An 18,751-nucleotide genomic window follows, 5' to 3' on the forward strand; every position below is an offset into this window, starting at 1 on the left:
GGCCCGTGCCGGCTTCGCGGCCTGCTCCGGCGGGGCGGCCGCGTCCGGCGGCACGTCGCCTGCCGCCGCGGGCTGCATGCCCGGCTGCGCCATCGCGAGGCTCGCGAGCTGGTTGAACTGCGACTGCAGCAGGTTCCACCAGCCGGCCGGGTCGAATGCCTGCTGTGCGTCGTCGCCTGCCGGCGGCGCATCCTCGGCGTCCGTCGGCGTCGGCGCATCGCCCGGCGACGCCGACGCGGCTTTCGCCGCCTGCGCCGCGGCGATGGCCGCTTCCTCGGCCGCCGACATCGAGCTTTGCGCGAACGCGCCGAACGCACGCAGCGTCGCAAGCGTCGCGCGCTGCACCTCGAGCGCCTGGATCGCGGACTGCAGCATCCCGAGATTGAGCTTCAGCCATTGCTCGACCGCGCGCAGATCGGTGATCCGCTTGTCGAGTTCCTCGACGCTCGTGAGCGGCGCCATCATGTCGGACATGCTCGACAGCGACGGCGGCAGCCCATGCGTGGCGCCCGGAAACGACGTCATCCCGCCGAACGGCGACATCCGCATCATGTCCCACATCCGGTCCATCATGTCGGCGGGCTTGAAGCCGGCAAAGCCGGCGAAAGGGTTGGCGCCGGAGGCATCGGTCGTCATACGGGCATCCTGGTTGACTGGGGGAGCGAGGCGGCCGCCATGCGTCGCGCAGCCGCGCGTGGTTCGATCATAGCGCGCGTCAGAACGGCGCGTCGCCGGGGAAGTCGGGCGGACGCCGCTCGCGCAGCGAGCGGATGCCTTCCTGCACGTCGGGCCCCGAGAAGCCCATGAATTCGAGCGCGAGCGACGTGTCGAAGGTCGGCCCGGCCATGCGCAGCCAGTTGTTCAGCGCGTACTTGGTCCAGCGAATCGCCGACTGCGAACCGTGCGCGAGCCGCTCGGCCACTTCGTATGCCTTCGGCAGCAGGTCGGCCGGCTCGACCGCGAGCGATACCAGCCCGATCCGCTCGGCCTCCGCGCCGCTCACGGGCTCGCACAGCAGCAGGTAGTACTTCGCCTTCGCCATCCCGCACAGCAGCGGCCACACGATCGCCGCGTGGTCGCCGGCCGCGACGCCGAGCCGCGTGTGGCCGTCGATGATGCGCGCATCCTTCGCGGCGATCGAGATGTCGGCGAGCAGCCCGGCGACGAGCCCCGCGCCGACGGCCGGACCGTGCATCGCCGACACGATCGGCTTGCTGCAGTTGATCACGTTGTAGACGAGGTCGCGCGCCTCGCGCCACACGCGGGCGCGCACATCGAAGTCGTTCGCCATCTCCTCGACGAGCGCGAGATCGCCGCCCGCCGAAAAACCCTTGCCTTCGCCGCGGATCACCGCGACGCGCGTGTCGGGATCGCGGTCGACGTCGCGCCAGATGTCGGCGAGCTCGCGATGCATGCGCGCGTTCGCGGTCGCGAGGCCGCTGCGGTTCGCGCCCTCGCCGCTCATCACGATGTCGAGCACGCCATGGTCGCGGCGCGTCACCTTCAGTGCTTCGTAACCGCCGTACGCGGCGAGATCGGCCATGCGCCTGCTCCTTGCTCGAGGCTCTTGAATCGAGTGTAGCCAAGCCCGCGCGGGCAAACATCAGGCGAAACCCGGCGCGCGGGCCGGGGCCGGGTTTCGCGCGGGCGCTGCGTGCCCGCGTGACTTACGCCGCGCCGTCGGGCGGTGCGACCGATTGCTCGATCGCGCCGAAGATCGACTTGCCGGCCGCGTCGAACATCTCGATGCGCACGGTGTCGCCGTAGCGCATGAATTCGGTCTGCGGCGCGCCCTGCTCGATCGTCTCGAGGCAGCGCTTCTCGGCGATGCAGCAGTAGCCGCGCTTCGCATCCTTGTTCGACACCGTGCCCGAACCGACGATCGAGCCGGCGCGCAGGTTGCGCGTCTTCGCCGCGTGCGCGACCAGCTGGCCGAAGTGGAACACCATGTCGGTGCCCGCATCGGGCTGGCCGACCTTCCTGCCGTTCCAGTGGACGATCATCGGCCGGTGCACGCGGCCTTCGCGCCATTCGTCGCCGAGCTCGTCGGGCGTCACGGCGACCGGCGCGAACGCGGTGGCCGGCTTGCTCTGGAAGAAGCCAAAGCCCTTCGCGAGCTCGGCCGGAATCAGGTTGCGCAGCGACACGTCGTTCACGAGCGTGACGAGCCGCACGGCCTTCAGCGCGTCGTCGGGCGATGCGCTCATCGGCACGTCGCCGGTGATCACCGCGACTTCCGCCTCGAAATCGATGCCCCATTCCTCGGACGGGCACACGACGTCGTCGCGGGGCCCCAGGAAATCGTCGCTGCCGCCCTGGTACATCAGCGGATCGGTCCAGAACTCGGGCGGCATCTCCGCGCCGCGCGCGCGGCGCACGAGCTCGACGTGGTTCACGTACGCGGAGCCGTCGGCCCACTGGAATGCGCGCGGCAGCGGCGCCATGCAGTTGGCCGGATCGAACGAGAACGCATTGCGCGCGCGGCCGTGGTTCAGCGCGTCGTACAGATCGCGCAGCTGCGGCGCGTAGAACGCCCAGTCGTCGAGGACGCGCTGCAGCGTCGGCGCGATCGCGTCGGCGATCGCCGCGGTGTGCAGGTCGCGCGACACGACGATCAGCTGGCCGTCGCGCGTGCCGTCCTTCAGCGAAGCAAGTTTCATAAGGGGAATCTGCCGTTGTAGTGACGATGGAGGGAATCTATTTTACGATGGTGAATCCATGCGGCGCGCCACGATCGCGCACGCCGTTTTCGCCCCGATCCTTGCCGCATTTTCGCGCACCCGCTGCCCATGCCCGCCAGCCCGCTTCCCGACGACGATCTCGCCGACTCCGACACCGACGACGCCGCTTCCGGCGAGCACGGCGAGAAGGTCCGTTCCGGCATCCAGTCGATCGAGGTCGGCTTCCGCCTGCTCGACGTGCTGACGAGCGAGCCGCGCGCGATGATGCTGCGCGACCTCGCACAGCGCGCGGGCATGAGTCCTGCGAAGGCGCACCGCTACCTGGTCAGCTTTTCGCGGCTCGGCGTCGTGTCGCAGGACCCCGTGTCGGGCCGCTACGAGCTCGGCGGCTTCGCGCTGCAGATGGGGCTCGCGCGGCTCGCGCGCGTCGACGGCGTGAAGCTCGCGCGGATCGCGCTGACCGAATTCCGCGACCGCCTCGACCAGACGGTCGGCATCGCGGTGTGGGGCAACCAGGGGCCGACGATCGTGCACTGGATGGAATCGAGCCATCCGGCGAAGGCGTCGCTGAAGCTCGGCGACGTGATGCCGCTGCTCGGTTCCGCGACCGGGCTGCTGTTCGCCGCATACCTGCCGCGCAGCAAGACCGCCGCGATGCTCGAGCGCGAACTCGCCGATACGCGCCGCTCGCCGCATCACGGCGGCCCGCGCACGCTCGACGAAGTCGACGCGGTGCTGGCCGACGTGCGCGAGCACGAGGCCGCGCGCGTCGAAGGGATGCTGCTGCCGACGATCCACGCGTTCTGCATGCCCGTGTTCGACGCGGTCGGCGAGCTCGCGCTCGCGATCGTCGCGCTCGGCCAGGAAGGCTCGTTCGATATCGCGTGGGGCGGCGAGATCGACACCGCGCTGCGCGCGTGCGCGCGGAAACTGTCTTACGAACTCGGCTATAGTCCCGACGCGCGCGGCGCCTGACGCGCGCGAGACGCCCCGATACACCCCGGTACACGCCGCGCACCGCGAACGCGCGGCGCCTCCGACGGTCCGATTCCTGTGGCGCGCGCTGCGCGCCCGATGTCACGCGACCACCCCGACCCCGTTCCGATGCCCATGCAGCCTGCCGACATCCGCCCGCGTCACGCCCTGCCCCGCCGCTGGCTGCGCGTGGGCGTCGCGCTCGTCGTCGTGCTGGTGCTGCACGCGCTCGCCGCGATCTGGCTGATGCGCAATCGCGAATCGTTCACGCCGTCCGCGCCCGCCGAGGTTCCCGTGCAGATCGAGCTGCTGAAGCCGCAACCGATCGAGCGCCAGCCCGCGCCGCCCGAGCCGAAGCCGGTCGAGCATCCAGCCGCCCCCGCGGCGGCCGCGCCCAAGGCCGCCGCACCGAAGCCCGCACCGTCGCCCGAGCCGGTCCTCACGTCGACGCAGACGGCCGAGCACGGCGAGCCGCCGCCGGCTGCCGCGTCCGCGGCGAGCGGCATACCGGGTGCATCGGGTGCATCGGGCACGCACGCCGCATCGGCCGCCGGCGCCAGCAGCGCCGCGACGCCGGGCCCCGCGGCCAGCGGCGTGAAGTTCGCCGCGCCGCCGTCCGGCGACCTGCAGTACGACACGTTCTACAACGGGATGCAGAACATGATCGGCACGATCCACTGGCGCACCGACGGGCGCACCTACGACCTGTCGGTATCGATGCCCGTGCCGTTCGTCGGCCCGTTCACTTATCGCAGCGAAGGCCGCATCGACGCGTTCGGCGTCGCGCCCGACCGTTACGTCGAGAAGCGCGGCAAGCGGCCGGAAGACATCGCGATCTTCAACCGCGAGATCCGGCAGGTCGTGTTCACGCGCACGCCGAACAACGCGCCGCTGCCCGACGGCGTGCAGGACCGCTTCAGCATGCTGATGCAGTTGTCGGGGCTTTTGCGCGGCAACCCGTCCGCCTACAAGCCGGGCGTCACGCAGCAGTTCTTCGTGATCGACAACAACAGCGGCGAGACCTGGCCGATCACGGTGATCGGCGACGAGCAGGTGCAGACGCAGGCCGGCATCATCGACGCGCGGCATTTCATGCGCTTGCCGCGCCGCGACGGCGACACGCGCCGCATCGACATGTGGCTCGCGCCGTCGCTCGGCTGGCTGCCCGCGCGGCTCGTGCAGAGCGAACCGAACGGCGCGCAGATCGAGCTGCTGTGGCACGGCCGGCTCGCGGCGCCGGCCACGCCGTCCGATGCCGCACCGGCAGGCGGCGCAACGAACGCGCCCTCCGGCGCAGCAACGCCCGAGGCATCATCCGCACCGTCCGCGGAACCGGCACAACCCGCGCCGCCTGCCACCGTGCAACCGCCCGCGCAACCGGCCGCACCGCCGGCGTCGTCGCCTGTCACACAGTGAACGCGCATGGATCGGCAATTTCGACCGATTACAGATTTCCGCGAAATGGCCGATGACACTCTTTAACAACTATTTCAGTACACCGGCAGACAATAAGAAACGTTTCATAGACATCGGCTTCTAACCGATACACCCCACGCAACGGGAACGGGGTGTGCTGCGCAAGCCCCTTGAAACCGGCAAGGCTCGCCCCACCTAGGGGACAACAAGGCCAGATGCCACTGCGAAGAGGAGTGCCGCCATGCAAATGATCTACAACAGCCCCAACTACTGCGTCGTCGAATTTGCGCCGCAGGCCGGCCATCATCTGATGAATGCCGGCGGATACGAAATCGTCGACAAGAACGCGCAGCGCGAGATCTTCATCGACGGCGAACTTGCCGAACGCTTTCGCGCACACGTGAAGCAACTGATCGAGGATGAACCGTCGCTCGACGAAGTCGACGAATTCCTCGGGCAATTCGACAGCCTGATGATGATGCCCGTCGTGCTGCACTGACGACCCGCGGCCCGGCGCCTCGCGGCCGGGCCATTCGCCGCGCCCCGACGCGGCACCCGCGAGCACTCCGATCATGCCCCCGTCCGGTTCGCCGGCGGGGGCTTTCATTTGGCGGGCGCCCCGGCCGGCGCGAGGCCGGGCGGCGGCCAGGCGCACCGGCTACAATGACGGTTTTCCCGTCTTCGCCGGTCCTCCGCCCATGTCTGCGACTCCTCTCGCCGCTTCCGTCCCGCTCGACGCGCCCTACACGCGCGGCGCCGAACTGCCCGCGCTGCTGAAATCGCGCATCCTGATCCTCGACGGCGCGATGGGCACGATGATCCAGCGCTACAAGCTCGACGAAGCCGCGTATCGCGGCGAGCGCTTCAAGGATTTCCCGCGCGACATCAAGGGCAACAACGAGCTGCTGTCGCTCACGCAGCCGCAGATCATCCGCGAGATCCACGACCAGTACTTCGCGGCCGGCGCCGACATCGTCGAAACCAATACGTTCGGCGCGACGACGGTCGCGCAGGTCGACTACGGGATGGAAGATCTCGTCGTCGAGATGAACGTCGAATCGGCGAAGCTCGCGCGCGAATCGGCCGCGAAATACGCGACGCCCGACAAACCGCGCTTCGTCGCGGGCGCGATCGGGCCGACGCCGAAAACGGCGAGCATCTCGCCGGACGTCAACGATCCGGGCGCCCGCAACGTCACGTTCGACGAGCTGCGCGACGCGTACTACCAGCAGGCGAAGGCGCTGCTCGACGGCGGCGTCGACCTGTTCCTCGTCGAGACGATCTTCGACACGCTGAACGCAAAAGCCGCGCTGTTCGCGCTCGACGAGCTGTTCGAGGACACCGGCGAGCGCCTGCCGATCATGATCTCGGGCACCGTCACCGATGCGTCGGGCCGGATCCTGTCGGGCCAGACGGTCGAGGCGTTCTGGAATTCGCTGCGCCACGCGAAGCCGCTCACGTTCGGCCTGAACTGCGCGCTCGGCGCGGCGCTGATGCGCCCGTACATCGCCGAGCTCGCGAAGCTGTGCGACACCTACGTGTCGTGCTACCCGAACGCGGGCCTGCCGAACCCGATGAGCGACACCGGCTTCGACGAAACGCCGGACGTCACGTCGGGCCTGCTGAAGGAATTCGCGCAGGCCGGGCTCGTGAACCTCGCGGGCGGCTGCTGCGGCACGACGCCCGAGCACATCGCCGAGATCGCGAAGGCGCTCGCCGACGTGAAGCCGCGCCGCTGGCCGAACCAGTACAGCGACAACGCCTGACCCGACCGCCCCACGCCCTTCATTACACGAATTCGCACCGCCATGACCGATCACATGATGCGCCTTGCCGGCCTCGAGCCGTTCAACGTCACGTCCGGAACGCTCTTCATCAACGTCGGTGAACGCACCAACGTCACCGGCTCGAAGGCGTTCGCGCGAATGATCCTCAACGGCCAGTTCGACGAGGCGCTCGCCGTCGCGCGCCAGCAGGTCGAGAACGGCGCGCAGGTGATCGACATCAACATGGACGAGGCGATGCTCGATTCGAAGGCGGCGATGGTGCGCTTCCTGAACCTGATCGCGTCGGAGCCGGACATCGCGCGCGTGCCGATCATGATCGACTCGTCGAAATGGGAAGTGATCGAGGCCGGCCTCAAGTGCGTGCAGGGCAAGGCGATCGTGAACTCGATCTCGCTGAAGGAAGGCGAGGAAGCGTTCCGCCGCCACGCGAACCTGATCCGCCGCTATGGCGCGGCCGCCGTCGTGATGGCGTTCGACGAGAAGGGTCAGGCCGATACGTACGCGCGCAAGACCGAGATCTGCAAGCGCTCGTACGACTTCCTCGTGAACGAAGTCGGCTTCCCGCCGGAAGACATCATCTTCGACCCGAACATCTTCGCGGTCGCGACCGGCATCGAGGAGCACAACAACTACGCGGTCGACTTCATCGAGGCGACCCGCTGGATCAAGCAGAACCTGCCGTACGCGAAGGTGAGCGGCGGCGTGTCGAACGTGTCGTTCTCGTTCCGCGGCAACGATCCGGTGCGCGAGGCGATCCACACCGTGTTCCTGTATCACGCGATCCAGGCCGGGATGGACATGGGCATCGTGAACGCCGGCCAGCTCGGCGTGTACGCCGACCTCGACGCCGAGCTGCGCGAGCGCGTCGAGGACGTGATCCTGAACCGCCGCGCCGATTCCACCGACCGCCTGCTCGAGATCGCCGACAAGTTCAAGGCGGGCGGCGCGAAGAAGGAAGAGAACCTCGAGTGGCGCAACCAGCCGGTCGAGAAACGGCTCTCGCATGCGCTCGTGCACGGCATCACGACGTTCATCGTCGAGGACACCGAAGAAGTGCGCGCGAAGATCGACGCGGCCGGCGGCCGTCCGATCAACGTGATCGAAGGCCCGCTGATGGACGGGATGAACATCGTCGGCGACCTGTTCGGCCAGGGCAAGATGTTCCTGCCGCAGGTCGTGAAGTCGGCGCGCGTGATGAAACAGGCCGTCGCGCACCTGATCCCGTTCATCGAGGAAGAGAAGCGCCTGCTCGCGGAAGCGGGCGGCGACGTGCGTGCAAAGGGCAAGATCGTCATCGCGACCGTGAAGGGCGACGTGCACGACATCGGCAAGAACATCGTGTCGGTCGTGCTCCAGTGCAACAACTTCGAAGTGGTCAACATGGGCGTGATGGTTCCGTGCAACGAGATCCTCGCGAAGGCGAAGGTCGAGGGCGCGGACATCATCGGGCTGTCGGGCCTCATCACGCCGAGCCTCGAGGAAATGGCGTACGTCGCGTCCGAAATGCAGCGCGACGACTACTTCCGCGTGAAGAAGATCCCGCTGCTGATCGGCGGCGCGACCACGTCGCGCGTGCACACGGCCGTGAAGATCGCGCCGCACTACGAGGGCCCGGTCGTCTACGTGCCCGACGCGTCGCGCTCGGTGTCGGTCGCGTCGAGCCTGCTGTCCGACGAAGGCGCGACGAAGTATCTCGACGAGTTGAAGTCCGACTACGAACGCATTCGCGACCAGCACGCGAACCGCAAGGCGCAGCCGATGGTCACGCTCGCCGAGGCGCGCGCGAACAAGACGAAGATCGACTGGGCCGGCTACGCGCCCGTGAAGCCGAAGTTCATCGGCCGCCGCGTGTTCAAGAACTACGACCTGAACGAACTCGCGAACTACATCGACTGGGGGCCGTTCTTCCAGACGTGGGACCTGGCTGGCCCGTACCCGGCGATCCTGAACGACGAGATCGTCGGCGAATCGGCGCGGCGCGTGTTCTCCGACGCGAAATCGATGCTCGCGCGCCTGATCCAGGGCCGCTGGCTGAGCGCGAACGGCGTGATCGCGCTGCTGCCGGCGAACACCGTGAACGACGACGACATCGAGATCTACAGCGACGAATCGCGCTCGGAAGTGCTGCTCACGTGGCGCAACCTGCGCCAGCAGAGCGTGCGCCCGGTGGTCGACGGCGTGATGCGGCCGAACCGCTCGCTCGCCGACTTCATCGCGCCGAAGGACTCGGGCGTTGCCGACTACATCGGCATGTTCGCCGTGACGGCCGGCCTCGGCGTCGACGTGAAGGAAAAACAGTTCGAAGCCGACCACGACGACTACAGCGCGATCATGCTGAAGGCGCTCGCCGACCGTTTCGCGGAAGCGTTCGCCGAGGCGATGCATGCGCGCGTGCGACGCGAGCTGTGGGGCTACGCGAGCGGCGAGACGCTCGACAACGACGCGCTGATCGCGGAAAAGTACGCAGGCATCCGCCCGGCGCCCGGCTACCCGGCCTGCCCCGACCACCTCGTGAAACGCGACATGTTCGACGTGCTGCACGCGGACGAGATCGGCATGAGCGTGACCGACTCGCTGGCGATGCTGCCGGCCGCAAGCGTATCGGGCTTCTACCTCGCGCATCCGGACAGCCGCTATTTCTCGGTCGGCAAAATCGGGCAGGATCAACTCGAGGATTACGCGCGGCGCATGGCGCTGTCGCTCGACGACGCGCGCCGCGCGCTCGCGCCGCAGCTCTGATCGATGCGGACGGGCGGCCGACCGCCCGTTTGGTCAGACAAAAAGAAAAAGCCCGCTCGGAAGCGGGCTTTTTCCTGCCTTACTAACCTTTCGTACTGCCGGGCAACGAAGCTCAGAAGCCCCAGTGCACGTCGGCTTCGCCGGCTTTCGCCTCGCGCAGCATCGTGAGGAACGGCGCGACGCGCTGGGCCAGGCTCGGCGGCACTTCGTGGTGCGCGTGATCGGCTTCGTCCTCGTGGAAGTGGCCGGCGTGCTCGGCACGCGCCTGCTTCGCCTGCGCGACTGCGCCTTCCAGCTTCGCGATCGCGTGGTCCAGCTCGTCGTGCGTAATCACACCGCGCTCGCCCAGCTGCTTGCCGACGAGGCCCAGCACATACACGGCGAAATCCTTCAGCACGTCGAGATCCTGTGCCGCCTTGCTCTTGAACGTAATCATGACAATTCCCTTTTCATCTTGTTGTGCCTGCGCGGCGAGGTTGGGGAACGCCGGCAGACCGGCGTCCGGCCTCGCGGACGCGGGCCGCCTGAGCGGCATATTAGCACCTGTTAAAATTCTGCGATCCCTGAAACGCGCGCTTAAAAAGCGCGCCGGCGGGCCGGCGTTTCCGGTCGCCACCAACGAAGCCTTCTACCAGCATGCTGCCAGCACACAAACAGACCCTCGAAGCCCTGCTCGCGGATAGCGTCAAGCAGGTCGCACACGCGCTGAAAGGCGCCGACGCGGCGTTCGTCGCCCCCGCCATCACGCTGGAGCGCCCGAAGGTCGCCGCGCACGGCGACGTCGCGTGCAACGTCGCGATGCAGCTCGCCAAGCCGCTCGGCGCGAACCCGCGCCAGCTCGCCGAGCAGATCGTCGCCGCGCTCACCGCGCAGCCGGCCGCGCAAGGGCTCGTCGAAGCCGCCGAAATCGCCGGCCCCGGCTTCATCAACCTGCGCCTGTCGGCCGCCGCGAAGCAGGCGGTGATCGCCGCCGTGTTCGACCAGGGCCGCGCGTTCGGCACGTCGGATCGCGAGAAAGGCAAGCAGGTGCTGCTCGAATTCGTGTCGGCGAACCCGACCGGCCCGCTGCACGTCGGCCACGGCCGCCAGGCCGCGCTCGGCGACGTGCTCGCGAACGTGATCGCGAGCCAGGGCTACGCGGTGCACCGCGAGTTCTACTACAACGACGCGGGCGTGCAGATCGGCAACCTCGCGATCTCGACGCAGGCGCGCGCGCGCGGCCTGAAGCCGGGCGACGCGGGCTGGCCGGAAGCCGCGTACAACGGCGAATACATCGCCGACATCGCACGCGACTACCTGAACGGCGAAACGGTCGCCGCGTCGGACGGCGAGCCGGTCAAGGGCGCGGGCGACGTCGAGGATCTCGACGCGATCCGCAAGTTCGCGGTCACGTACCTGCGTCGCGAACAGGACATGGACCTGCAGGCGTTCGGCGTGAAGTTCGACCAGTACTACCTCGAATCGTCGCTGTACAGCGAAGGCCGCGTCGAGAAGACGGTCGACGCGCTGATCAAGGCCGGCATGACCTACGAGCAGGACGGCGCGCTGTGGCTGCGCACGACCGACGAAGGCGACGACAAGGATCGCGTGATGCGCAAGTCGGACGGCACGTACACGTACTTCGTGCCGGACGTCGCGTACCACGTGACGAAGTGGGAGCGCGGCTTCACGAAGGTGATCAACATCCAGGGCTCGGACCACCACGGCACGATCGCGCGCGTGCGCGCGGGCCTGCAGGGGCTGCACGTCGGGATCCCGAAGGGCTATCCCGACTACGTGCTGCACAAGATGGTCACCGTGATGCGCGACGGCCAGGAAGTGAAGATCTCGAAGCGCGCGGGCAGCTACGTGACGGTGCGCGACCTGATCGAATGGTCGGGCGGTGCCGCGGTGGGCCAGGAAGCGGCGCCCGACCTGATCGACGAGGCGACCATCACGCGCGGCCGCGACGCGGTGCGTTTCTTCCTGATCTCGCGCAAGGCCGATACCGAGTTCGTGTTCGACATCGACCTCGCGCTAAAACAGAACGACGAGAACCCGGTCTATTACGTCCAGTACGCGCATGCGCGGATCTGCTCGGTGCTCAACGAATTGAAGTCGCGCTACAACGTCGACGCCGCGCAACTGCCGGGCGCCGACCTGTCGCAACTGACGAGCGCGCAGGCCGCATCGCTGATGCAGAAGCTCGCCGAGTATCCGGACATGCTCACGCACGCGGCGAACGAGCTGGCGCCGCACGCGGTCGCGTTCTACCTGCGCGATCTCGCTGGCGAATTCCACTCGTTCTACAATGCGGAGCGCGTGCTGGTCGACGACGAAGCGCCGCGCAACGCGCGCGCCGCGCTCCTCGCCGCGACCCGGCAGGTGCTCGAGAACGGCCTGGCGGTGCTCGGCGTGTCCGCGCCCGCCAAGATGTAAGGACGCAAGCGGCCCGAACCGGGCAGCGAATGGCCGCGGCAGCGCCCGCCGTCGGATTACCCGCCGTCGGATTACCCGCCGTCGGATAGCCCGCCGTGGCCTTTTCACGATTCTTTTTGCAGGTGACTCAAGCAATGGCACAACCACGCCGCACTTCGAAACAATCGAAACAAGCCGGAGGGACATTTCTTGGAATCGTGCTGGGCCTGATCGTCGGCCTCGCGATCGCCGTGGTGGTGGCGCTCTACATCACGCGTTCGCCGTCGCCGTTCGTGTCGAAGGTCGCGCCGCCGCCGGCCGACAACGGCGCGAGCCAGCCGCAGCAGTTCGACCCGAACCGCGCGCTGCAGGGCAAGACGCCCGGCCAGCCGGTGCCGCAGGCCGCGCAGCCCGCACCGCCCAACACCGCGCCCGGCCAGGCCGCGAACCAGACCCAGGGCGGCCTGTTGCCCGAGCCGCAGATCGTCGAAGTGCCGCCGTCGGCCAACGGGTCGAGCGGCTCGAACAACACCGGCAGCTCGAGCAACACGACCGCGTCGAACAATACGTCGTCGGGTAACGGCGTCGCCGTCGCACCGAAGCCGGCCGACACCACGCCGCCGAAGAAGACGCAGCCGCAGCAGCAACAGCAGGCGGGCGAGGACGACCTCGCGCGCTTCGCCGCGCAGAAGCAGGCGCAGCAGGCCGCCGCGCAAAAGCAGCAGCAACAGCAGGCTGCGAACACGCCGAAGCCGACGTCGTCGGCCACCGCCGCCGCGGCAGCGAAGCCGCCGACCGCGAGCGACGCGAATACCGGCTACTTCCTGCAGGTCGGCGCGTACAAGACGGAAGGCGACGCCGAGCAGCAGCGCGCGCGCCTCGGCTTCCAGGGCTTCGAGTCGAAGGTGTCCAAGCGCGATGTCAGCGGCGTGACCTATTTCCGCGTGCGCGTCGGCCCGTTCTCGAAGTTCGAGGATATGAACTCGGCCCGTCAGCGCTTGTCCGATGCAGGTGTCGACACGGCGGTGATCCGCTTCACGAAGCAGTAGGCAGCCGGTCGAGCCCACGCAGAACCCGTTACGTTTCGTAACCCGAGCAACTGATTCGACGTTCACAACATGAAAAAACTGCTTAGCACGCTCCTTCTGTCCCTGGGCCTCGCGGCCGGCTTCGCCCAGGCAACGCCTGCCGCACCGGTCGCCGGCAAGGACTTCGAGGTGATGAAGTCGCCGCAGCCGGTGTCCGCGCCGGCCGGCAAGGTCGAGGTGATCGAGTTCTTCTGGTACGGCTGCCCGCACTGCTACGAATTCGAGCCGACGATCGAGGCCTGGGTGAAGAAGCAGGGCAACAACATCGACTTCAAGCGCGTGCCGGTCGCATTCCGCGACGATTTCATCCCGCACTCGAAGCTGTTCTATGCGGTGTCCGCGCTCGGCATCTCCGAGAAGGTCACGCCGGCGATCTTCAACGCGATCCACAAGCAGAAGAACTACCTGCTGACGCCGCAGGCGCAGGCCGACTTCCTGGCCACGCAGGGCGTCGACAAGAAGCAGTTCATGGACGCGTACAACTCGTTCAGCGTGCAGGGCCAGGTGAAGCAGTCGGCCGAACTGCTGAAGAACTATGCGATCGACGGCGTGCCGACGGTCGTCGTCCAGGGCAAGTACAAGACGGGCCCCGCTTACACGAACAGCATCCCGGGTACCGCCCAGGCGCTCGACTTCCTCGTGAAGCAGGTTCAGGACAAGAAGCTCTGACCCCCGCCCGCGCGCCGGCATGACTACTCCGCTGAAGGTCTTCATCACCGGCGCGTCGAGCGGCCTCGGCCTCGCGATGGCCGAGGAATACGCCCGCCAGGGCGCCACGCTCGCGCTCGTCGCGCGACGCACCGAGGCGCTCGATGCGTTCGCGCGGCGTTTCCCCAAGCTGTCCATCTCCGTCTATTCCGCCGACGTGCGCGACGCCGACGCGCTCGCGACGGCCGCCGCGTCGTTCATCGCGACGCACGGCTGCCCGGACGTCGTGATCGCGAACGCGGGCATCAGCCAGGGCGCCGTCACGGGCCAGGGCGATCTCGCGACGTTCCGCAACGTGATGGACATCAACTACTACGGGATGGTCGCGACGTTCGAGCCGTTCGTCGGCCCGATGACGGCCGCGCGCCACGGCACGCTGGTCGGCGTCGCGAGCGTCGCCGGCGTGCGCGGCCTGCCCGGCTCCGGCGCGTACAGCGCGTCGAAATCGGCCGCGATCAAGTATCTCGAATCGCTGCGCGTCGAGCTGCGTCCGGCCGGCGTCGGCGTCGTGACGATCGCGCCCGGCTACATCCGCACGCCGATGACCGCGCACAACCCGTACCGGATGCCGTTCCTGATGGACGCCGACCGCTTCGCCGCGCGCGCGGCGAAAGCGATCGCACGGCAGCACGCGTTCCGCGTGATTCCGTGGCAGATGGGCGTCGTCGCGAAGGTGCTGCACGTGCTGCCGCGCTGGCTGTACGACCGCCTGTTCGAGAAGGCGCCGCGCAAGCCGAAGGCCGGCGCGCACTGAGCGCATCGGGCACCCGGTAGGTCGCCCGCCGCGCCGGTATTTCGTCCTCGGCGCAGTGCCGCGCCTGCACCGCGCAGGCCGCTTCCTTCCGGCCGGGCCGCCCGTCGCGCACCGCCTCCGCGATCCTGCCGATCCTGCCGATCCTGCCGATCCTGCCGATCCTGCCGATCCTGCCGATCCTGCCGATCCTGCTGATCCTGCTGATCCTGCTGATCCTGCTGATCCTGCTGGTCCTGCTGATCCGCGCGTACGCCGCCGACTTCACGGTCGCCCGTCGTTCACCGTCTCGCCAGCCTCGCCTCCCGCACCTCCGCGCCGCCCCAACACCCGTTCCGTCGCGAACGCAGCCGTTTTTCGGTCAATTCACCGCGTTCCGGCGCCTTTTTTCACGCGCCGCGCGCTTTGCCGGTATGCTGTTCGCCAGCCGCGCCGGCCCCGCCCGCTTCCGGGCCGCGCCCGCATCCCGTCACCCAGCAAAAAGCACAAGCCACGTGGGAGATCCTATGCACGTCAAGCTGTTCGCCGCGGCCGCGGTCGCCGCCGCACTCGCCGCCCCCTGCCTCGCCGCCGCCAAACCGCTCACCGTCTGCACGGAATCGAGCCCGGACGGCTTCGACGTCGTGCAGTACAACTCGCTCGTCACGATCAACGCATCGGCCGACGTGATCTTCAACACGCTCGTGTCGTACGACGAAGCCGCGAAAAAGGTCGTGCCCGCGCTCGCCGACAAATGGGACGCGAGCGCCGACGGCCTCACCTACACGTTCCACCTGCGCCCGAACGTCGCGTTCCAGACCACCGACTATTTCAAGCCGGGCCGCGCGCTCGACGCGGACGACGTCGTGTTCACGTTCACGCGGATGCTCGACGATTCGAACCCGTGGCACAAGGTGGTCGGCGCGAGCGGCTTCCCGCACGCGCAGTCGATGGGCCTCGTGAAGCTCGTGAAGTCGGTCACGAAGGTCGACGACAGCACCGTGAAATTCGTGCTGAACGAGCCGAACGCGACGTTCGTGCCGATCCTGACGATGGGCTTCGCGTCGATCTATTCCGCCGAATACGCGGACCAGTTGCTGAAGGCCGGCAAGCAGGCCGACCTGAACGCGAAGCCGGTCGGCACGGGCCCGTTCGTGCTGAAGAGCTATACGAAGGACGCGCTGATCCGCTACGACGCGAACCCGACGTACTGGGGCGCGAAGCCGAAGGTCGACCGGCTGATCTACGCGATCACGCCCGACCCGTCGGTGCGCCTGCAGAAGGTGAAGGCCGGCGAATGCCAGATCGCGCTGTCGCCGAAGCCGCAGGACGTGCTCGCCGCGAAGGGCGAAAGCGCGCTGAAGGTCGTGCAGACGCCCGCGTTCATGACCGCGTTCGTCGCGCTGAACACGCAGAAGAAACCGCTCGACAACGACAAGGTGCGCGAGGCGCTGAACCTCGCGTTCGATCGCGCGACCTACCTGAAGGTCGTGTTCGACAACACCGCGACGGCCGCGAGCAACCCGTATCCGCCGAACACGTGGAGCTACGCGAAGGACGTCGCGCCGTATGCGTACGATCCCGCGAAGGCGAAGCAGCTGCTCGCGCAGGCCGGCTTCCCGAACGGCTTCTCGACGACGATCTGGACGCGCCCGACCGGTAGCGTGCTGAACCCGAACCCGAAGGTCGGCGCGGAGCTGCTGCAAGCCGACCTCGCGAAGATCGGCGTGAAGGCCGACGTGAAGGTGATCGAATGGGGCGAGCTGATCAAGCAGGCAAAGCTCGGCCAACATGACATGCTGTTCATGGGCTGGGCCGGCGACAACGGCGATCCGGACAACTACCTGTCGCCGCTGTTCAGTTGCAACGCGGTAAAGTCGGGCATCAACTTCGCGCGCTTCTGCGACGCGCAGCTCGACAAGCTGATCGCCGACGGCAAGTCGACCGCCGACCAGGCCAAGCGCGCGAAGCTGTATGAAACCGCGCAGAAGATCATCCACGACCAGGCGCTGTGGATCCCGCTCGGCTACCCGACCGCCGCGGCGCTCACGCGCACGAACGTGAGCGGCTATCGCGTGAGCCCGTTCGGACGGCAGAACTTCACGACGGTCGCCGTGCAGTGACCGCGCGTGGCGCGCAAGCGACGGCGTTCGCGCCGCTCGCTTGCGGCCCGCGCACCCCGCTTGCTACACTCCGCTCCTATTCCTCATACCGGACGCCAGCCAAAGTGAACAACTAAGCCTTCCCAAAATGTTTTCGCCGCCGTGCCCCGCACGCCGCGCGAAGGTCTTCACGCATTTTCGGAGGTGCTTATGGCTGCAGCCACGCCCACCGGCGCGCTCGTCGCGCTTCATCACGTTTCCTTCCGCTTCGACGACGGCTTCACGCTGTTCGATTCGCTCGACCTTTCCATCGATCGCACGCCGACGGGCATCGTCGGCCGCAACGGCATCGGCAAGAGCCTGCTCGCGCAGCTGATCGCGGGCCGCTGCACGCCGAGTTCGGGGACGATCGACCGGCATGCGCCGGTCGTCTACGTCGCGCAACGGCACGACGACGACGCTGCGGCCGGCCCGCGGACCGTCGCGCAAATCGCCGCGCTCGATGCGCCGCTCGGCGCGCTTGCGCGTCTCGCGAACGGCCGCGCGGAGCCGCACGACTTCGACCTGATCGGCGATCGCTGGGATCTCGCCGAGCGGCTGCACACGGCGCTCGGCGCGGCCGGCCTGCACGACGTGCGTCCCGACATGCCCGCGCACGCGCTGAGCGGCGGCCAGCTCGCACGCGTCGCGCTGATCGGCGCGTTGCTGTCCGGCGCCGGCCTGCTGGTGCTCGACGAACCGACCAATCATCTCGACGCGCCGGGCCGTGCGTGGCTGCGCGCGGCGCTCGACGGCTGGCGCGGCGGGCTCGTGATCGTGAGCCACGATCGCGCGCTGCTCGCCGGCGTGCAGCGCATCGTCGAGCTGACACCGCAACGCGTGCGCTCGTACGGCGGCAACTACGCGTTCTACCGCGCGCAGCGCGACGCGGAACAGGATGCCGCGCAAGCAGCACTCGACCATGCGCGCACCGAACGCGGACGCGTCAGGCGCAGGCTCGAACAGGAACACGACACGATCCAGCGTCACGCGGCCGGCTCGCTGCGCGATGCGAAGACGGCCAATCTGTCGTCGATGGCGAAACAGAGCCGCAAGGGTGCGGCGCGCAGCATCATGGGGCAAGTCCGGCGCCAACAGGACGATTTCAAGGCAACGCTCGACGAACGCGTGCAGCAGGCGGCCGCGCGCGTCGAAGCCGATGCGCCCGTGCTCGTGTCGCTGCCGGGCACCGAGATCAGCGCGCGCCGTCAGCTATTCACGCTCGAACGCGCGCAACTGCCGTGGCGCGCGGCCGGCGATGCGGATTCGGATTCGATCACGTGGTCGGCGAGCGGCGCCGTGCGCATCGCGCTGACGGGCCCGAACGGCTGCGGCAAATCGACGTTGCTGCGGATGCTCGCGGGCGAGCTCGCGCCGCGTTCAGGCACATGCACGACGCACGTGAGCGCCGCGTATCTCGACCAGCGGCTCGCGCTGCTCGATCCCGAGCGCTCGATCGTCGAGCAGTTGGGGCTGCTCGATACGCCGCTCGCCGAAGGCGACCTGCGCAGCCGCCTCGCGCTGTTGCAGCTCGACGCGACGCGCGCGACGCAGCCTGCACGACAGCTGAGCGGCGGCGAACGGCTGAAGGCCGCGCTCGCGTGCGCGTTGTGGCGTGGCTCACCCGCGCAACTGCTGCTGCTCGACGAGCCGACCAATCACCTCGATCTCGAATCGGTGCGCGCGATCGAAGCCGCGCTGGCCGGCTTCCCGGGCGCGATCGTGGTCGCATCGCACGACGCCGCGTTTCTCGCGGCGCTCGAACCGACGCACACGATGCAATGGCATCGCGACGGGTGGCGCTACGAACCCGTCGCGTGGTGAAGCGCAGGGGCGTCACGGTTCGCCGCGACTGCCCGGGTCGACGAAAAGCCGTTCGAACAAGCGTCTGGATTCGCGCAAACCCTCGTCGGTCAGGACCACGGATTTCGCGTTGTTCACGGGGTTGCCGATCAAACCGCGCGCGTGCAGGCGATTCAACACGTCCCAATCGAGCCCCTTCCATGCGCGATTGTGGTCGTGCAGAGTCAACTGGAGCAGCGCAAGGACTGCGTCATCGATTGCTGCCGTATCGATTTCCATACGATTT

The 18,751-nt window shown here is 68.0% G+C and carries 16 protein-coding genes; 11 read left to right on the top strand and 5 right to left on the bottom strand.

The window, feature by feature from the left end:
• The 3 genes from ACPUER_RS16710 to ACPUER_RS16720 form a co-directional block, all read right to left on the bottom strand.
• On the bottom strand, positions 1 to 636 hold a 636-nt coding region (locus ACPUER_RS16710; RefSeq protein ID WP_425131615.1), incomplete at its 3' end, for a PhaM family polyhydroxyalkanoate granule multifunctional regulatory protein.
• A 79-nt stretch (positions 637 to 715) separates the two neighbouring features.
• Complete coding sequence (locus tag ACPUER_RS16715; protein ID WP_425131616.1) at positions 716 to 1,543, bottom strand: enoyl-CoA hydratase/isomerase family protein; 828 nt, start codon at positions 1,541 to 1,543, stop codon at positions 716 to 718.
• Between the two features lie 124 nt (positions 1,544 to 1,667).
• The gene (locus ACPUER_RS16720) at positions 1,668 to 2,660 is read right to left on the bottom strand and encodes a fumarylacetoacetate hydrolase family protein (protein WP_425131617.1); all 993 of its coding nucleotides are present in this window, start codon (positions 2,658 to 2,660) and stop codon (positions 1,668 to 1,670) included.
• Positions 2,661 to 2,789: 129 nt separating this feature from the next.
• Between ACPUER_RS16720 and ACPUER_RS16725 the strand changes: the two genes are divergently transcribed.
• From ACPUER_RS16725 to metH, 5 genes are all read left to right on the top strand, one after another.
• Positions 2,790 to 3,656 (top strand): IclR family transcriptional regulator, encoded by an 867-nt coding sequence (locus ACPUER_RS16725; RefSeq protein WP_175963800.1) that lies wholly within the window; start codon positions 2,790 to 2,792, stop codon positions 3,654 to 3,656.
• A gap of 129 nt (positions 3,657 to 3,785) precedes the next feature.
• The gene (locus ACPUER_RS16730) at positions 3,786 to 5,072 is read left to right on the top strand and encodes a DUF3108 domain-containing protein (protein ID WP_425131618.1); all 1,287 of its coding nucleotides are present in this window, start codon (positions 3,786 to 3,788) and stop codon (positions 5,070 to 5,072) included.
• Between the two features lie 241 nt (positions 5,073 to 5,313).
• Positions 5,314 to 5,571, top strand: a complete 258-nt coding sequence (locus tag ACPUER_RS16735; protein WP_006477667.1) for a BTH_I0359 family protein — start codon at positions 5,314 to 5,316, stop codon at positions 5,569 to 5,571.
• Between the two features lie 199 nt (positions 5,572 to 5,770).
• Positions 5,771 to 6,838, top strand: coding sequence for a homocysteine S-methyltransferase family protein (locus tag ACPUER_RS16740; RefSeq protein ID WP_425131619.1), 1,068 nt, complete (start codon positions 5,771 to 5,773; stop codon positions 6,836 to 6,838).
• Between the two features lie 42 nt (positions 6,839 to 6,880).
• Positions 6,881 to 9,598 (top strand): methionine synthase, encoded by a 2,718-nt coding sequence (metH, locus tag ACPUER_RS16745; protein ID WP_425131620.1) that lies wholly within the window; start codon positions 6,881 to 6,883, stop codon positions 9,596 to 9,598.
• A 112-nt stretch (positions 9,599 to 9,710) separates the two neighbouring features.
• Here the strand turns inward: metH and ACPUER_RS16750 are convergent, their stop codons facing one another.
• Positions 9,711 to 10,034, bottom strand: a complete 324-nt coding sequence (locus tag ACPUER_RS16750; RefSeq protein WP_034179168.1) for a DUF1840 domain-containing protein — start codon at positions 10,032 to 10,034, stop codon at positions 9,711 to 9,713.
• Between the two features lie 200 nt (positions 10,035 to 10,234).
• On the opposite strand from ACPUER_RS16750, the gene argS reads away from it, so the two are divergent.
• From argS to ACPUER_RS16780, 6 genes are all read left to right on the top strand, one after another.
• Positions 10,235 to 12,016: an arginine--tRNA ligase gene (gene argS / locus ACPUER_RS16755; RefSeq protein WP_425131621.1), complete on the top strand. Its 1,782-nt coding sequence runs from the start codon at positions 10,235 to 10,237 to the stop codon at positions 12,014 to 12,016.
• Between the two features lie 134 nt (positions 12,017 to 12,150).
• Positions 12,151 to 13,044, top strand: coding sequence for an SPOR domain-containing protein (locus ACPUER_RS16760; RefSeq protein ID WP_347068385.1), 894 nt, complete (start codon positions 12,151 to 12,153; stop codon positions 13,042 to 13,044).
• Between the two features lie 69 nt (positions 13,045 to 13,113).
• The gene (locus tag ACPUER_RS16765; protein WP_175963795.1) at positions 13,114 to 13,752 is read left to right on the top strand and encodes a thiol:disulfide interchange protein DsbA/DsbL; all 639 of its coding nucleotides are present in this window, start codon (positions 13,114 to 13,116) and stop codon (positions 13,750 to 13,752) included.
• Between the two features lie 19 nt (positions 13,753 to 13,771).
• Positions 13,772 to 14,545, top strand: a complete 774-nt coding sequence (locus tag ACPUER_RS16770) for an SDR family oxidoreductase (protein ID WP_072437339.1) — start codon at positions 13,772 to 13,774, stop codon at positions 14,543 to 14,545.
• A gap of 503 nt (positions 14,546 to 15,048) precedes the next feature.
• The gene (locus ACPUER_RS16775; protein ID WP_175963794.1) at positions 15,049 to 16,644 is read left to right on the top strand and encodes an ABC transporter substrate-binding protein; all 1,596 of its coding nucleotides are present in this window, start codon (positions 15,049 to 15,051) and stop codon (positions 16,642 to 16,644) included.
• Between the two features lie 189 nt (positions 16,645 to 16,833).
• A complete protein-coding gene (locus ACPUER_RS16780) occupies positions 16,834 to 18,486 on the top strand; it encodes an ABC-F family ATP-binding cassette domain-containing protein (RefSeq protein WP_310135403.1) in 1,653 nt (550 codons plus the stop codon).
• Between the two features lie 12 nt (positions 18,487 to 18,498).
• On the opposite strand, the gene ACPUER_RS16785 is transcribed toward ACPUER_RS16780, so the two are convergent.
• Positions 18,499 to 18,744 (bottom strand): DUF6429 family protein, encoded by a 246-nt coding sequence (locus tag ACPUER_RS16785; protein ID WP_175963792.1) that lies wholly within the window; start codon positions 18,742 to 18,744, stop codon positions 18,499 to 18,501.
• Positions 18,745 to 18,751 lie beyond the last annotated feature (7 nt).

It is taken from the genome of Burkholderia sp. DN3021 (genome assembly GCF_049805555.1).
Taxonomy (GTDB): Bacteria; Pseudomonadota; Gammaproteobacteria; order Burkholderiales; family Burkholderiaceae; genus Burkholderia; species Burkholderia pyrrocinia_C.

Bases quoted from the DNA above. Each gene is read 5' to 3' on its own strand.
- ACPUER_RS16715 (WP_425131616.1), bottom strand. From the start codon at position 1,543: ATGGCCGATCTCGCCGCGTACGGCGGTTACGAAGCACTGAAGGTGACG.
- ACPUER_RS16720 (WP_425131617.1), bottom strand. From the start codon at position 2,660: ATGAAACTTGCTTCGCTGAAGGACGGCACGCGCGACGGCCAGCTGATC.
- ACPUER_RS16725 (WP_175963800.1), top strand. From the start codon at position 2,790: ATGCCCGCCAGCCCGCTTCCCGACGACGATCTCGCCGACTCCGACACC.
- ACPUER_RS16730 (WP_425131618.1), top strand. From the start codon at position 3,786: ATGCCCATGCAGCCTGCCGACATCCGCCCGCGTCACGCCCTGCCCCGC.
- ACPUER_RS16735 (WP_006477667.1), top strand. From the start codon at position 5,314: ATGCAAATGATCTACAACAGCCCCAACTACTGCGTCGTCGAATTTGCG.
- ACPUER_RS16740 (WP_425131619.1), top strand. From the start codon at position 5,771: ATGTCTGCGACTCCTCTCGCCGCTTCCGTCCCGCTCGACGCGCCCTAC.
- metH (WP_425131620.1), top strand. From the start codon at position 6,881: ATGACCGATCACATGATGCGCCTTGCCGGCCTCGAGCCGTTCAACGTC.
- ACPUER_RS16750 (WP_034179168.1), bottom strand. From the start codon at position 10,034: ATGATTACGTTCAAGAGCAAGGCGGCACAGGATCTCGACGTGCTGAAG.
- argS (WP_425131621.1), top strand. From the start codon at position 10,235: ATGCTGCCAGCACACAAACAGACCCTCGAAGCCCTGCTCGCGGATAGC.
- ACPUER_RS16760 (WP_347068385.1), top strand. From the start codon at position 12,151: ATGGCACAACCACGCCGCACTTCGAAACAATCGAAACAAGCCGGAGGG.
- ACPUER_RS16765 (WP_175963795.1), top strand. From the start codon at position 13,114: ATGAAAAAACTGCTTAGCACGCTCCTTCTGTCCCTGGGCCTCGCGGCC.
- ACPUER_RS16770 (WP_072437339.1), top strand. From the start codon at position 13,772: ATGACTACTCCGCTGAAGGTCTTCATCACCGGCGCGTCGAGCGGCCTC.
- ACPUER_RS16775 (WP_175963794.1), top strand. From the start codon at position 15,049: ATGCACGTCAAGCTGTTCGCCGCGGCCGCGGTCGCCGCCGCACTCGCC.
- ACPUER_RS16780 (WP_310135403.1), top strand. From the start codon at position 16,834: ATGGCTGCAGCCACGCCCACCGGCGCGCTCGTCGCGCTTCATCACGTT.
- ACPUER_RS16785 (WP_175963792.1), bottom strand. From the start codon at position 18,744: ATGGAAATCGATACGGCAGCAATCGATGACGCAGTCCTTGCGCTGCTC.